Origin of the sequence: Aeromonas sp. INTO2, from assembly GCF_049860605.1 — a bacterium.
GTDB classification, from domain to species: Bacteria; Pseudomonadota; Gammaproteobacteria; order Enterobacterales; family Aeromonadaceae; genus Aeromonas; species Aeromonas caviae.
In genome coordinates, this window is sequence record NZ_CP187588.1 from 1,050,751 (window position 1) to 1,065,163 (window position 14,413).

Here is a 14,413-nt window from a genome sequence, read left to right on the forward strand (position 1 = left end):
CGTCAGGAGCGCTCCCACTGGTTTACAGCTGATCAGCACAGCTGACCTTGTTGTCATCCAGGTCGGTACAGGAGACGAAGACCTTGTCAAAGGTCGACCCGGCCACCGGTGTCATCTGGGTTGACCAGTCATAACCCACCCCCTTGGCATAGATGGCGGTGTGGCTCTCCTGATCTTCCTGCATCCAGCCGATGTACTTCAGTGCGCCGCGATCGCTCTGGGCAAGTGCCTTGAACTCGTCGCTCGTGATGAGACACATGGGCTCTCCCATGGCCTTGGACAGCTCGGCATCCCGCGCCCCCACGGCGCCATCACAGCCGCCGGTCACCTTGATTGTCATGTCACTGCGATCCAGCATCTCATCGAAGAACGGCAGCACATTGATGTTGTACTTCACCCCCACCTCTTGAGGCTGCCAGCCCATGCCGGTATTGACGTATCGGGTCTCGACGCTTTCCCACTGGATAGTGGGCACAGTGCCTGCAAAGTGGTTCGCCAGCTCCTTGAGGGTCGCGGCATTGGCCTCGATCTCATCCTGGGTCAACGACTCGTCCAGCTTGCTCTGATCGATGGTCAGAGCGAGGCTCACCGCATCCTTCAACTGCGACTTGGCCTTGGCCAACCGTGCCTTGGCATCGTCGGTCAAACGGAAGAAATCGGCGTGCGCCACCAGCGCATCCGGCTCGATTTCCTGCTGACTGAACTGGGTCTCGAAGGTGCTGCTGCTCTCTTCATAGTTGGTGGTCGGCTGCATGCCCCAGGTGTCCTTGATGTGCATACGCGGCAAGGTCACTTCTTCCTGCTGGGTGACATAGGCGCTGTCCGGACCGTACTGGTAGGAGGCGGCGATATTGAGGGCCGATGCCATCGCCATCGCCGACGCCCGCAGTGCCTTGGCACCGTCGAGGTTGAGGGTGACGGTATCGTCATCGCCATAGGTGGCGCTGTAATCCGGATCCTGGATATCGGCCAGGGCAGCCGCGACGTTTTCCAGGCTGTCGGCATAGGCGCCCATCAGCTTGGCCACGTTACGGGTATATCCCTTGCCACCTTTGAGTGCCACGGAGGCGGTGCCGGGGGTGTGGATGATGACATCCATCACCTTGGCCAGGCTGGTGCTGTAACCACTGCCAATGGCGGACGAGGTGAAGCCCAGGCGTTCAGCCACCACGGGGTTGTTGGTCACCTCCAGCATGGTCAGCATGGCCAGCACGATCTGGCGATCGACCTTGCCACTCTCGCCGGTCTCGGCCTGCAGGGTCTCCTTGTACTCCTTGAACTTGCTCTCGACGTCCAGGTTTTTCAGATCGGTCAGTCCCTGCAGATCGCTCAGCACCTTGTCGACCGCCACGGAGCGGCCATTGACGCCAGCCAGGGTGGCGGAGAGGTGGGCTTTCGCCGCAGCCAGAGAGACGATGGCCTTGGTGAGGCCCGCTGTTTTCAGCGCCTCGACCAGGGAGGTGTTGAAGGCGTCATCGCTACCCAGTTCGACGATCCCCAGTTGCGCGACCTGCGCCTTGTCGAGGGTGATGCCGTTCTCCGGATTGCTGTCGCTGTCGAGCGTCTGCAGCAATGCCGCAATGCGGATCGCTTTCTCCTTGTCGTCACCCGCCAGGGTGTAAGGGGTCACCAGCGAGTTGCCCGCCTTGAGGGTCACCGCCCCCAGGCGTTGGTTGCCCAATGCGAATTCGCAGGTGTCGCCATCATCAAACAGGAATTCCCCGTTTGCATTGGTGACACCGGTGTAATCGTTGCACCGATAGTCGAGGCCACCCACGACGGAATCCAGGAAGACGGCGGTGTGAAGAGGTTTGCTGCCGGTGTCGGTGCCACCACCATTGTTGCCACCATTGCTGCCGCCCCCGTTATCGTCACCACCGCCCCCGCAAGCGGTCAACATGACACCGGACAACACACAAGCCACAGCCATACTCAACACGTTCTTTTTCATTTTTATCACCCGAACAAATGTAAAAAATACGCCCCCATCCCGGGGGCCAAGTTAATCCGGGTATAACCTAGGGAAGGTGCGAACAAGTCCCTGATATGAGATCATGTTTGTCATCTGGAGCCATGGAACAGGGTTCATCATGAGTCATCAACTTACCTTCGCCGACAGTGAATTCAGCAGTAAGCGCCGTCAGACCAGAAAAGAGATTTTCTTGTCCCGCATGGAGCAGATCCTGCCATGGCAAAACATGGTGGAAGTCATCGAGCCGTTTTACCCCAAGGCTGGTAATGGCCGGCGACCTTATCCGCTGGAAACCATGTTACGCATTCACTGCATGCAGCATTGGTACAACCTGAGCGATGGCGCGATGGAAGATGCTCTGTACGAAATCGCCTCCATACGTCTGTTTGCCCGGTTATCCCTGGATAGCGCCTTGCCGGACCGCACCACCATCATGAATTTCCGCCACCTGCTGGAGCAGCATCAACTGGCCCGCCAATTGTTCAAGACCATCAATCGCTGGCTGGCCGAAGCAGGCGTCATGATGACTCAAGGCACCTTGGTCGATGCTACCATCATTGAGGCACCCAGCTCGACCAAGAACAAAGAGCAGCAACGCGATCCGCAGATGCATCAGACCAAGAAAGGCAATCAGTGGCACTTTGGCATGAAGGCCCACATTGGTGTCGATGCCAAGAGTGGCCTGACCCACAGCCTAGTCACCACCGCGGCCAACGAGCATGACCTCAATCAGCTGGGTAATCTGCTGCATGGAGAGGAGCAATTTGTCTCAGCCGATGCCGGCTACCAAGGGGCGCCACAGCGCGAGGAGCTGGCCGAGGTGGATGTGGACTGGCTGATCGCCGAGCGCCCCGGCAAGGTAAGAACCTTGAAACAGCATCCACGCAAGAACAAAACGGCCATCAACATCGAATACATGAAAGCCAGCATCCGGGCCAAGGTGGAGCACCCGTTTCGCATCATCAAGCGACAGTTCGGCTTCGTGAAAGCCAGATACAAGGGGTTGCTGAAAAACGATAACCAACTGGCGATGTTATTCACGCTGGCCAACCTGTTTCGGGCGGACCAAATGATACGTCAGTGGGAGAGATCTCACTAAAAACTGGGAATAACGCCTTAAATGGCGAAGAAACGGTCTAAATAGGCTGATTCAAGGCATTTACGGGAGAAAAGATCGGCTCAAACTGAAAAAATGAAATGACTGAGTCAGCCGAGAAGAATTTCCCCGCTTATTCGCACCTTCCCTAGTATTCCTGGTTCGTCACAACGAGAGCTGGCACTAATTAGCCACGAAGCACGTAAAAAGGAAGGCCACACCGTGAGGGCATGGCCTTGTCTATTTAGATGAGGAAGTCATCCAGCTGACGACCTTGCTCGAGTTGCTCAGCCAAGAACTTGGGTGTACGGCCCTGACCGGTCCAGGTTTTCTCTACGCCATTTTCAACATAACGGTATTTCGGGGGCCGAGGTGCTCGTTTCGCTTTAGCCGCATGTAATGACCCACTGAAATCCTGCTCAGGTCATAATGAGTGGAGATCACAGACATGAGCATCACGATGGACGAAGAAATCAAACGTTGGACGGCCAAGCGCAAGTCCGCCTTGGTCATGGAAATCATTCAGGGCAAGACCACCGTCGCCGAAGCGGCTCGAGCCTTTGATTTGCCGCCCTCCGAGATTGAAGAATGGGTAGATGACGCCAAACGGGGCATGGAAAACGCCTTACGGGCCAAGCCACTGGATATTCGCGAGCAGTACGAGAAGCAGCTCAAGGAACTCCAGGAAGCTTATGGCGAGGCCATGCTGGAGTTACGCGCCAGAAAAAAGCTGGCCTCCCTGCTGGGCGAGGACGACAGATAGTCGCCGATGTTCAGCAGGGATTACGCGCAGAAGGTATTGATGTCTCCGTCAGCAAGCTCTGCCGCTGGTTTGGCCTGCCGCGTCGTAGTTGGTACTACCGCAGCGTCAAGGCCGCGCCCAAGCTTCAGGAGCATCTGGTCACCCCGATCAAAAACATGATTGAGGAGAACCCATCGTTCGGTTACCGGACGGTTGCAGCCCTGTTGGGGTTCAACAAGAACACGGTACAGCGCATCTTCCAGCTCAAGGGCTGGCAAGTTCGCAAGCGTCCGGTTGGGTTTCGCCCCCGGATCCAGGCCCTGCCTTCGGTGGCCTCAGCGCCTAACCAACGCTGGGCGACGGACCTATGCCGGATCTGGGCTGGTCGCGATGGCTGGTGTTCCTTGGCGCTGGTGATTGATTGCCATACCCGTGAACTACTGGGATGGCATCTCTCGCGCAGTGGTAAATCGAAAACGGCCGAGGCAGCGCTGGAGCAAGCCTTAATTGCTCGCTTCGGCAGCTTGGGACGAGTTGCATCGCCGTTTTTGTTACGTAGCGACAATGGGTTGGTGTTTACCAGCCGCAACTACACAGCACTGGTGAAGAGCTATGGGTTGCAGCAGGAGTTCATCACGCCGTACACGCCGGAACAAAACGGCATGGTCGAGCGGGTGATCAGAACGCTCAAGGAGCAGTGTGCCCATCGGCAGAGGTTCGAGACCTTGCAGCATGCCAGTCGGGTGATTGGCGACTGGATCCAGTTTTACAACCAGAAGCGTCCTCACCAGGCGCTAAAGATGAAAACACCGGCGCAGGCCTATGCCGAAGCCGCTTAGTTGTGCAGGAACGGCTGGGTCATTACACGCAGTCGCTGCTGCTGGGGCACAGCCTACCAACTCAGTCGGGTCAATACCAGCCTGAGCCAACATCGCTTGGAACTCAGCCAGCTTTTGCTGACGTTCTGCATTGGCTGCTTGCTCTTTCTCTGCGTGCTCCAGACGCTCCAGATAAATCGATTCAATCTTCTCGTGGGCTTCTTGGAGTTGTTCCAGAGACAACTCACGCATTGCTGCACGTAGACTACGGATGTTCAACAGCACTTTCAGAAATTCACTCATAGATATCCTTAAATTAAAGGGTAAGCGGATTAAATGGTTGATCTTACCTTTGCATGAGAGTGAGACAGACCGGCATCTCATCGGATTATCTGGTTGATGCTTCACCTACTGCTGGTGCATGTTTCCTTCGCTAATTCCAGCAAGAACCCCACACGCCTCAACTTCCCGGTCATCGTTGCAACTCGCTCTCAGTGAAACGAGTTGTTTCTCAAGCGCTTGCAGAGCGGTTATCTGCGACCGCACATGAGAGATGTGATCATCGAGCAAGGCGTTGACGGCGGTACAAGGCTGATGAGGGTCGTCCTGATAGCTCTGTAGTTCGTGAATCTCAGCCAGTGACAGGCCCAGGATTCTGCAGCGACGGATGAAGGCCAGCCCCTCACCATGCTTCTCGGTATAGACACGGTAACCGTTGTCCTGCCGATCAGGCGGCGGCAACAAGCCCTGCTGTTCATAGAAGCGGATCGTCTGTGTTTCGACCCCTACCAACTGCGCCAACTGACCAATGCGCATCAGCCTCCTCCCCAACGGATTCTTTACTCTATTGACCTTATAGTAGCTTTATAGTTTTAAATGGTACCACAACATTGTTCAAGTGGAGTCGTATCATGAGCAAATCCTGTGGTGGCGCCTGTGGCGGTGATGCAACGTCCGCAGCGGATACCGATATACAGGCCTCCTCCGAGGCGCCAGGGAGATGGGTCAGTGTTTATGCCGTGCCGAAGATGGACTGTCCATCAGAAGAACGAATGATTCGCCTAGCCCTGAACGGCTTTGAGGAGATTCGGGCGCTGTCCTTCGACTTGTCGAACCGCCGGCTGAAGGTCGTGCATGACGGCGAGGTCGAGCCCGTCACCTCGAAACTGAAGACCTTGGGGCTAGGCGCCTCGCTTCAGGAAACCGTCGCTGCAAATCCGGAGACCATCAAGGCCGCCGAGTTTTCGGCAGCTTCTGCTAAGCAAGAATCCGGGACCCTGCGCTGGTTGCTCGGCATCAATGCACTTCTGTTCGTGGTGGAAATGACTGCCGGTCTGATCGCCCGGTCCACCGGCCTGATTGGAGAATCCCTGGACAATTTTGCCGATGCGGCGGTGTACGGGCTTGCCCTTTATGCGGTTGGACATAGCGTGAAAATGCAGGTACGTGCCGCGCATCTTGCTGGTGTACTGCAACTGATCTTGGCTGTGGGCGTGCTCGTAGAGGTGGTGAGACGCTTTGTATTCGGTAGTGAGCCTGAATCGCTGGTGATGATGGCTATCGCATTCGTCGCATTGATTGCCAATACCAGTTGTCTGCTGCTCATATCCAAACATCGGGAAGGCGGGGCGCACATGAAGGCAAGCTGGATATTCTCGGCCAACGACGTGGTGATCAACCTGGGGGTCATCACCGCCGGCGCCCTGGTCGCGTGGACCGGTTCCAATTATCCGGATCTGATTATCGGCACCATCGCGGGGGGCATTGTACTTAACGGTGCCAGACGCATTTTGGCGTTGAAGGGTTAAATAATGCTCATTATTGGCAAAAAGCTCTCGCCGTATGCCCTATTGTCCATATCGGGCCTGCTGGCAGCGTCTGATCAGGCTGTAAAGTGGCTGGTGCAGCAATCAATGGCCTATGGCGAGTATGTTTCGGTGACCCCGTTCTTTAACTGGGTGCACCTATGGAACACCGGTGCCGCATTCAGTCTTTTTGCGAATGGTGGAGGCTGGCAGCGCTACTTTTTTATCGGAATCGCGGTAGTGGTCTCGATTTTTCTGATCAAGCATCCAGACGATTTGGACTCGGATTTATACCTGTTACGACAGTTAATCGATGACGAGATAGACCGTTACCAATTAGAAAAACGGTATATCACTAAATCAGGTAATACCATTGTGTGGTTGATCAGCGTTCACTCAAGCCTGAAATGAACTGGACGGTGGCGGGATAATCGCTGCTGCCCTGCTTCAACGCGCAACGCAAACCCTGGCTCACGTACACTCAGTTCCCCCGAGATTGCCGAAAATAATGTCAATCTATTAACCCGTTCATGTTTCGACACCATGAACGGGCCTATCTGTGCTACCGAATCTCTTATCTCACTAGAGATACAGATGACGAGGCTGGAATGGTCAAATGCGCAGGTAGAAACGCGGGTAGAAGCGCGGGTAGAACCCAAACCCAAGACACCGGAGCTGGTACTGGCTCTGTTGTCGACGGAGCCTGATTTGACGCTAAAAGAGGTGGCACTTCGGCTTGATAAAGCAACCAGTACCATAGAGCGGGCCGCCTCTGGTCTGGTCAAAGCCGGTCGCTTACGTTTTGTCGGGCCGCGCAAGCGTGGTCGGTGGGAGCTGTTGTGATGAAAGAGACAGGCAACGAATTCCCAACTCTCAGTGCTTGAATCTCCTTTGGCGCCATCTTTGTGTTTTGCTCGCGGTAAACGCTGGGCTTCGCAGGCTCAGCACCAGCCTACAACGGTTTTTGCCGGATGCATGGCTGTCCTTTGGTGATCTCGGATGCTCATTAAAAAACATCAACTAAATCAGATAGATATAAAATACCTAATAAAATCAACAAGATATAATATATTGATTTTATTAGGTATTTTATTGCTGTTTCACTGGCGCTGTGGCTTGGGCAGGCGCTGGGCGGCGTCTGGGGTTATCAAGGCGGGGGGACGCCGGTGGGTGGTGTGGTTAGAGGGGCTGGTGGTGTAGTGTTGCTGGCGCAGCGCCTCCAGTTGGGTGAGGGTGTGCTCTATATCGGGGTGGCTGGCAAATCGGGCCATGATGGGGGTGGCGGCCCGGTCAAAGTCCGGCGGCACATCCCGATCGAAGTATTGGGCAAAACCGGCGGCGCCCTGCAGCACCTGCTTGCTGGCCGCTTGAATGGCGGAGAGCTGTTGCTGGCTTTGCCGGTGGGGGGAGAAGGTGCCGAGCTGGTGATTGAGCCGGAGCTGCACCTCGGGGCGGCCCAGATAGGCCAGCAGGAGCTTGACCTCCATCATGCGCGGATTGGCGCGGGCCGGTAGCACGAAGAGATCCAGCGGGGCATCTTCATAGCGCGGCATATCGGCGCGCAGGGTGGGAAAGGGCAGGGTCTGGATGTCGTCAATGCGCTGCTTGGGGATGGTAAAACTGCCCATCAGTGTCATGGCCCCCTTGCCGTAGTAGAGGTAGGGGATGCTGTCGTTCCAATCCAGCCGGATCATGTTGTCATTGAAGCAGCGGGCCGCGATCAGTTGCTGCCAATGACTGAATACCTGCCGGATGCGCGGATCCCGGTAATCTACTTCTCCTCGTGTCACCTGCTGGTGAAAGGCCAAGCCGTTGAGCCGCAGGTTCAGATAGTCAAACCAGGCCAGGGCTGGCCAGCTTTCTTTTGTGCCCAACATCAGCGGCACTATCCCCTTGTTGCGTAACAGGGGGCAGCTTTGCAGCAGTTGTGCCCAGGTGGTCGGTGGGGTGAGCCCGGCGCGTTGCAGGGTGCTTTTGGAGTAGAAGAGGCCCCAGTGGTAGTAGCTGTAGGGCAGGGCGTAGGTGTGTCCCTGCCAGGAGACGGCGGCCTGCATGGCCTTGCCGAAACTGGTTTGCCAGTCCTGCTGTTGCCACAGTTCATCCATGGGTCTCAAGGCGCCTTGACGGACATAGGCCAGCAGGCGCTCCCCGCCTTGCCAGTTGAGCAGATCCGGTGAGGTATCCGCCTCCAGCCAGCGAGGAAAGCGGGCCTTGTACTCGCGGTCTGTGTAGGTCCGCAGTTGTACCCGGATACCGGTTTCGGTGTGGAAATCCCGTAGCACGGCCACAAAATTATCCCGCTTCTGTTTGTTGCCATGCATCACGGCCAGCTCCAGCGCTCCACTCTGGCAAAAGGGGAAACTGCAAACCAGTAGAGCTAACGCCCTTATCAACTGCCTGGACATGGTAGTGATCCGAAGAAGGCCAAACATTGAGTCTAGCACACGGATTTTCGCTGTGTTGGGTAAGCGCCCTTGAATCGGCATCTTTTTTTCCCAAAATCAGCTCGTCACACTTGAAATCCATTACCTCTTCGCTGGATTTTCACTATGACCACTCAAGAACGTGCTGATTTTTGGCAGCAGCAGATCACTGCCTGGCTTGACTCCGGCCTCTCCGGCCACGCCTTTTGCAAAAGCCAGGCACTGGTCTATCACCAGTTTGCTTACTGGCGTAAAAAGCTCGAACAGCCTGTAGACTCGGACTCTCTTCCTGGCTTTGTCAGAGTAGCCATGCCTGCTCCTGTCGGGACCGAAGTTGGCTTGACGCTCACCTTACCCAACGGGATCACTCTCTCCGGGTTACATCCGGGCAATATCGATTTGCTCGGCGCTATCATGAGGCAGTTGTAATGCGCCCTCGTTACTTGCGTCCGGCACTGACCATGCCGCAGATCTACCTCTATCGGGCTCCTATCGATTTTCGTAAACAGGCCCACGGCCTGGCGGCGCTGGTCGAGCAGCAACTGGGGCACAACCCATTCACCGGTGCCCTCAATGCCTTTACCAATCGCCGCCGCAACAAGATCAAGTGTCTGATGTGGGAGGACAACGGCTTTGTGCTCTATTACAAGGCGCTGGCCGAGGAGAAATTCAAGTGGCCATCGTCTGCCGATGAGCTACTCTCCCTCTCTTCCGAGCAGATAAACTGGTTGCTCGATGGCTACGATATCTCCTTGATGCAGGGCCATAAAACACTGCATTATGAGACGCTTTAATACCGCCAACCTCGTACTTTACCGCCTTGTTTTTGTTATAATTTCCTCATGAAAATGACGCTGAAAAACCTCACCCCATCACCTGATCTCAGTGATCCTTGAAAATCGTCATAAAGGAGAAGCCATCGCTTACAGTCTTATCCTCGGTGGCGCCATGGGCAACCTGATTGACCGGGTCTTTCGCGGCTATGTTGTGGATTCCTTTGATTTCTATTGGCGAGACTGGCATTGGCCGGCCTTCAACCTGGCTGATATTGCAATTGTCCTCGGTGCCTTACTTTTCGTTTCCAGCAGCTTGTTGGGTAAAAAAGCAAACACCAATGCCGAGCCGGATGGATCTGACTGACACCTACGCCTATACAACACCATGACCGAACTTCCCGACAACATCCTTCACCTGCCGCAATACCAAGTACTGGGCTGCAAATCAACCGACGACGAAATGCACTTCCAGGTGGACGTGCCCGATCCCATCGCCTGCGAGGAATGCGGCGTGCAGGGTGAGTTCGTACGGTTCGGCAAGCGTGACGTTCCCTATCGTGATCTGCCCATCCACGGCAAGCGGGTCACTCTCTGGGTGGTCCGCCGCCGATACACCTGCCGGGCCTGCAAGACAACATTCAGGCCCCAGCTACCGGAGATGGTGGACGGATTCCGTATGACACTGCGGCTGCATGAGTACGTGGAGAAGGAATCCTTCAACCACCCCTACACCTTTGTGGCGGCACAGACCGGCCTGGACGAGAAGACGGTGCGCGACATCTTCAACGCCCGCGCCGAGTTCCTGGGGCGCTGGCACCGCTTCGAGACGCCCCGCATCCTGGGCATTGACGAGCTATACCTGAACAAGCGCTACCGCTGCATTCTGACCAACATTGAGGAGCGAACCCTGCTCGACCTGCTGGCCACCCGCCGCCAGAACGTGGTGACCAACTACCTGATGAAGCTGAAAGACCGGCAGAAGGTCGAGATCGTCAGCATGGACATGTGGAACTCCTACCGGGCAGCGGTCAAGGCTGTGCTGCCCCAGGCCCGTATCGTGGTCGATAAGTTCCATGTGGTGCGCATGGCCAACGATGCCCTAGAGAGAGTGCGCAAGGGCCTCAGAAAGGAGCTAAAACCGTCCCAGAGCCGGACTCTCAAGGGAGACCGGAAAATCCTGCTGAAACGCGCTCACGAAGTCTCAGACCGGGAGCGCCTCATCATGGAGACCTGGACAGGCGCGTTCCCGCAACTGCTGGCCGCCTACGAGCACAAGGAGCGCTTCTACGGCATCTGGGACGCCACCACACGGCTCCAGGCAGAAGCCGCCCTGGACGAGTGGATAGCCACCATCCCGAAGGGCCAAAAGAAAGTCTGGAGCGATCTGGTCAGGGCAGTGGGAAACTGGCGCGAAGAGACCATGACCTACTTCGAGACGGACATGCCCGTCACCAACGCTTACACGGAGTCCATCAACCGACTGGCCAAGGACAAGAACCGTGAAGGGCGCGGTTACTCCTTCGAGGTGATGCGGGCACGAATGCTCTACACCACGAAGCACAAGAAGAAGGCACCGACTGCGAAGGTCTCTCCTTTCTACAAGAAAACCATCGGTTACGGACTGCCGGACTTCGCAGAGGAACTCAACTACGGAGTCGATCTATCAACCATCTGAGGGTGGTATCAGATTGATGGGGTGAAGGTGCCCCATCAACCATTAAATCCGTATACCCAAATTAAATACGCAGGGATTGTTCTATAGCATACTAATGAGCACTGACGTGCTCAAGCGTCTTATCGTACTTGACTGCAACCGAAGTTGCGTTGTCCATCAACAACCTTCGTTCTTTGTTTACTCAGATAAGCCATACGAAATAAAAATGCACTGAAATTTTCATCTAAGTTTCGCGCTGAATTACGGTCAAACCTGTATTGTGGATTTACAGGGAAGTTAACCAGCGTTGCATTATCAGGGTATGGGAGGTCCAACGCACTGCACCACGCCTTCTGGATCCGAGTCCCCATGTTGTTGGCATCATAATCCCGATAATCTCCCAGGAAGGCATAGACGTCTTTGTTAAATAGCAGCATCAGGTGGTAATGGGGTGATGCCGATGACTCCTGCTCCCGACACCAGATAACGGTTGGTAATGACGGAGACCCCCGCCGTTTTTGACGGTAATGGTCTGCACGTAATTGGCTTTTAAGTGATTCCATAAAACGAGTGATCACTGATGAATCTGAACGCTGTAAACAAGTCAGCGTATCAGTATCATCTTCAGGCGACTCACTAGCAAAGCGCAGATCCACACGCAGAGCATAAACACGAGGATACCTAGCCAAGGTACCGGAAACGACATCCAGGCTACGCCTCAAATAAGTACTGTTCATAGGGCCATAACTGTATGCGTATAAACTAGTAAGTGCTTTCATCTTCAATACTGAATTTTTTAAGTGATTCAACATAGGAGTCCCTACCTTGGTGAATAGACACGGAGGTATAGTTATTGAATTAAATAAATAGATATATTTTTTGCTTAAGTAAATACACCATGCTCTGGATGCTATCCATAGTGGTACATGCTTAGAGGCATGTAGTCTTCACGCTACCCCATCGTTAGATTGCATAGCGTATATGCATCGTTAGTAGTGTGCATGGCTATAGATGTATATAAGAGTGTATGTATTACTATATGTATTGCTATATATAATACATATACCGCATCATGGCTTATTTAAATAAACCCATACACTCCTCAATCAAATGGACATATATACTAAAATATAAACATAGGGTTCCTGATTCAGATGCAGTTATGATACCGCCCTATATAACAACACTCTTAAGTTACTTAAGCGGAGTACTGCAATCAGTTAATACTGAACCTTGATGTATGGGAATGGTGCAACCATTAGTGTCGGAGCTTATTTCTCATGTCAATCAACGGTCTCTCAAACAGTTCAACTGATGGTATTCCTGAATGGCGTCTTCCTTGATATTCTACTAGCTCGCTAACATAAATTTTATCACGGGTGCGGACTAAAGAGCGCCTAACAATCCTAGGGTATTTCTTCCAAGATAAAGAAATATAAATTGACTGTTTCTTTTTAAAGCAAATGATATCTCCTCGAGCAATAAGAACTTCTATTGCATCTTCTAGCTTACCCGAATTACGTACACAATGCGGGCCACTTCGTCTAATGTCACTTTTTAAAAGCAACACATTATCCCAGTTATGAATAATCCACTCCAGTAACTTATTCACATGTGTCTCGTCCACGAACTCCCGAGCCTCGGGCGATCTAAAGATTATTAATGCTTGATGCAAATAAATTTCAGCCAGTTCAATGGCAGTCTGCATAGTCTCATGAGTCACAAGTGCGTTTCTGTAGTCTCTATTTTTAAACACATGAAGTGCCGCCGCGATTCTCGAAGCCTGCTCCATAAACTTTGAACCAAAATCTTTATAGTGTTCCAAATATTCCCCGCCCCTCATTGCGTATTCAATGTCATTAAACTTGTCATTCCAAATTTTCTTAGCACTCTCTGTTAAATTCAGGCAATGACGTTCCTTGCATTGTGCTCTCATCTCGAGCCCTTCTTGCAGTAATGCATCAATCCTTGAGCTAAATCTACCTAATTTAATTTTATCATCTAGTGATGCGCTATCATCCCTATCTTCTTGACGATAGCCAATCTCTGACTCAGGCTCACACAGTAGAATTCGAGCGTCTAATCCAGAGCTTCTCATCGCATCACCATTACTATCTCTGAATATTCTATATATATCAGGCTGGATTTGCATGCTCAAAGTCAAACGAGCACCTTCAATATGAACTTCAGGGGCATTGGCTCTGTCAACACGTATAGTTTGACCTGACCATAGTGAGTTAAACAATGCATTATCTTTCATCAAGTCACTGGACAGTAGTGTCCCAGCTTCATCGGACACCAGAGCTAATGACGTATTCTTCTCAGCTAACATCGACTTCAGTTTTGCGACTGTTATATCCTCAGCTAAAATCCTCTTAACTAACGGAGCTATAGGCATATTTGAATGGTGAGTGTGCCATGCCTCTATTATAATGGGCTGCTCATCACCTTTTTTATACATCTCACCTAATTCCCTCCTTAACACTTTTTCCTTCATATTCCACAATTCCAGTTCGATCTGATATTTCTGCTGTGCAGCATCTACCTGCTCAGCCAAGCATTTTTCAAATTCACGGACTGGTTTCATCAGTAGCTTATCGACCGTGCTTTTTCTCTCGCCAGAAGCAGCTAGAATTAGAGTGTAAAGTGATGCCGGTATTTTCATCTCACTTTTTGGGCTAATATCTACCAACTGCTGCGATGCGATAGCCATTACAGACAACATTTGAGTCAAGATCATAAATCTCGGGGCCTTTGTTTTATAGGCGACGACATCCAGTGTATCCCAAAGGGACTGATCTAACCGCTCAATGACAGCTTCAATGGCTCTGTGTTGATTCATTTTTGACCTCCATTGTTTGACTACTTTGTGACCTGGTTGCGATCCATTGATTGACCTCGCTCTGACGCCAGCCGATCGCTGACTTGCCAAGTTTTATCGCCTTGGGAAAGCTGGGATCATGCCGGGAAGACCTGGCGTTCAGCTTGTCATAAATTGTTGATCTAGCGAGGCTAATCATCTTTGTGAGCTCAGTCATCCTAATGATGCGATCTACTGTCTCTAGCGTCATGTGAAATCCTTCTAACGTCTGATTGAATGAGCTCGCATTATGACGAGACCATGGTG

17 protein-coding genes and 1 pseudogene are annotated in these 14,413 nt (G+C 52.9%); 10 read left to right on the plus strand and 8 right to left on the minus strand.

All coding sequences use genetic code 11. The annotated features are described in order from the left end of the window. Window positions 1–22: 22 nt before the first annotated feature. Entirely contained in the window at window positions 23–1,930 is a 1,908-nt protein-coding gene (locus ACPW74_RS05010) for a hypothetical protein (RefSeq protein WP_411597808.1), read from the minus strand. 160 nt (window positions 1,931–2,090) lie between these two features. On the opposite strand from ACPW74_RS05010, the gene ACPW74_RS05015 reads away from it, so the two are divergent. After that, a complete protein-coding gene (locus ACPW74_RS05015; RefSeq protein WP_026141181.1) occupies window positions 2,091–3,071 on the plus strand; it encodes an IS5-like element IS5 family transposase in 981 nt (326 codons plus the stop codon). 241 nt (window positions 3,072–3,312) lie between these two features. On the opposite strand, the pseudogene ACPW74_RS05020 reads toward ACPW74_RS05015, so the two are convergent. Continuing rightward, window positions 3,313–3,462: pseudogene (locus tag ACPW74_RS05020) on the minus strand (H-NS family nucleoid-associated regulatory protein); the annotation flags it as partial. Window positions 3,463–3,516: 54 nt separating this feature from the next. Between ACPW74_RS05020 and ACPW74_RS05025 the strand changes: the two are divergent. Next, window positions 3,517–3,831, plus strand: coding sequence for a transposase (locus ACPW74_RS05025; protein ID WP_039026396.1), 315 nt, complete (start codon window positions 3,517–3,519; stop codon window positions 3,829–3,831). A gap of 74 nt (window positions 3,832–3,905) precedes the next feature. Continuing rightward, window positions 3,906–4,649, plus strand: a complete 744-nt coding sequence (locus tag ACPW74_RS05030; protein WP_229038580.1) for an IS3 family transposase — start codon at window positions 3,906–3,908, stop codon at window positions 4,647–4,649. On the opposite strand, the gene ACPW74_RS05035 is transcribed toward ACPW74_RS05030, so the two are convergent. Then, window positions 4,605–4,931 (minus strand): hypothetical protein, encoded by a 327-nt coding sequence (locus tag ACPW74_RS05035; RefSeq protein WP_425858619.1) that lies wholly within the window; start codon window positions 4,929–4,931, stop codon window positions 4,605–4,607. The two genes, ACPW74_RS05030 and ACPW74_RS05035, sit on opposite strands and share 45 nt — an antisense overlap. A gap of 105 nt (window positions 4,932–5,036) precedes the next feature. Continuing rightward, complete coding sequence (gene cadR, locus ACPW74_RS05040) at window positions 5,037–5,444, minus strand: Cd(II)/Pb(II)-responsive transcriptional regulator (RefSeq protein WP_004364961.1); 408 nt, start codon at window positions 5,442–5,444, stop codon at window positions 5,037–5,039. Window positions 5,445–5,539: 95 nt separating this feature from the next. On the opposite strand from cadR, the gene ACPW74_RS05045 reads away from it, so the two are divergent. The 3 genes from ACPW74_RS05045 (at window position 5,540) to ACPW74_RS05055 (ending at window position 7,276) form a co-directional block, all read left to right on the plus strand. Then, window positions 5,540–6,436, plus strand: coding sequence for a cation transporter (locus ACPW74_RS05045; protein ID WP_004364974.1), 897 nt, complete (start codon window positions 5,540–5,542; stop codon window positions 6,434–6,436). 3 nt (window positions 6,437–6,439) lie between these two features. Beyond that, window positions 6,440–6,844 carry a signal peptidase II gene (locus ACPW74_RS05050; RefSeq protein ID WP_425524541.1) on the plus strand — a complete coding sequence of 135 codons (405 nt, stop codon included), beginning with the start codon at window positions 6,440–6,442 and terminating at the stop codon, window positions 6,842–6,844. Window positions 6,845–7,027: 183 nt separating this feature from the next. Beyond that, a complete protein-coding gene (locus tag ACPW74_RS05055) occupies window positions 7,028–7,276 on the plus strand; it encodes a hypothetical protein (protein WP_042045363.1) in 249 nt (82 codons plus the stop codon). Between the two features lie 257 nt (window positions 7,277–7,533). Here the strand turns inward: ACPW74_RS05055 and ACPW74_RS05060 are convergent, their stop codons facing one another. Beyond that, on the minus strand, window positions 7,534–8,754 hold the full coding sequence (locus tag ACPW74_RS05060; RefSeq protein WP_425858623.1) for an ABC transporter substrate-binding protein: 1,221 nt from the start codon (window positions 8,752–8,754) through the stop codon (window positions 7,534–7,536). Between the two features lie 228 nt (window positions 8,755–8,982). On the opposite strand from ACPW74_RS05060, the gene tnpA reads away from it, so the two are divergent. The 4 genes from tnpA (at window position 8,983) to ACPW74_RS05080 (ending at window position 11,307) form a co-directional block, all read left to right on the plus strand. Further along, a complete protein-coding gene (tnpA, locus tag ACPW74_RS05065; RefSeq protein ID WP_005325174.1) occupies window positions 8,983–9,285 on the plus strand; it encodes an IS66 family insertion sequence element accessory protein TnpA in 303 nt (100 codons plus the stop codon). After that, window positions 9,285–9,650 carry an IS66 family insertion sequence element accessory protein TnpB gene (gene tnpB / locus ACPW74_RS05070; RefSeq protein ID WP_029303615.1) on the plus strand — a complete coding sequence of 122 codons (366 nt, stop codon included), beginning with the start codon at window positions 9,285–9,287 and terminating at the stop codon, window positions 9,648–9,650. Before tnpA ends, tnpB begins: the two co-directional genes overlap by 1 nt. Before the next feature lie 154 nt (window positions 9,651–9,804). After that, window positions 9,805–9,996: a signal peptidase II gene (locus ACPW74_RS05075; RefSeq protein ID WP_104765089.1), complete on the plus strand. Its 192-nt coding sequence runs from the start codon at window positions 9,805–9,807 to the stop codon at window positions 9,994–9,996. Between the two features lie 21 nt (window positions 9,997–10,017). Continuing rightward, a complete protein-coding gene (locus tag ACPW74_RS05080; RefSeq protein WP_425858625.1) occupies window positions 10,018–11,307 on the plus strand; it encodes an ISL3-like element ISPpu12 family transposase in 1,290 nt (429 codons plus the stop codon). Window positions 11,308–11,426: 119 nt separating this feature from the next. Here ACPW74_RS05080 and ACPW74_RS05085 read toward each other — a convergent pair whose 3' ends face one another. The 3 genes from ACPW74_RS05085 to ACPW74_RS05095 all read right to left on the minus strand — a co-directional run bounded on the left by ACPW74_RS05085 (window position 11,427) and on the right by ACPW74_RS05095 (window position 14,357). Beyond that, the gene (locus ACPW74_RS05085) at window positions 11,427–12,098 is read right to left on the minus strand and encodes an inovirus Gp2 family protein (RefSeq protein ID WP_196246057.1); all 672 of its coding nucleotides are present in this window, start codon (window positions 12,096–12,098) and stop codon (window positions 11,427–11,429) included. A gap of 446 nt (window positions 12,099–12,544) precedes the next feature. Then, window positions 12,545–14,128 carry a YfjI family protein gene (locus ACPW74_RS05090; RefSeq protein WP_425858626.1) on the minus strand — a complete coding sequence of 528 codons (1,584 nt, stop codon included), beginning with the start codon at window positions 14,126–14,128 and terminating at the stop codon, window positions 12,545–12,547. Continuing rightward, window positions 14,106–14,357 (minus strand): helix-turn-helix transcriptional regulator, encoded by a 252-nt coding sequence (locus ACPW74_RS05095; protein WP_099994259.1) that lies wholly within the window; start codon window positions 14,355–14,357, stop codon window positions 14,106–14,108. Before ACPW74_RS05095 ends, ACPW74_RS05090 begins: the two co-directional genes overlap by 23 nt. Window positions 14,358–14,413: the final 56 nt, after the last annotated feature.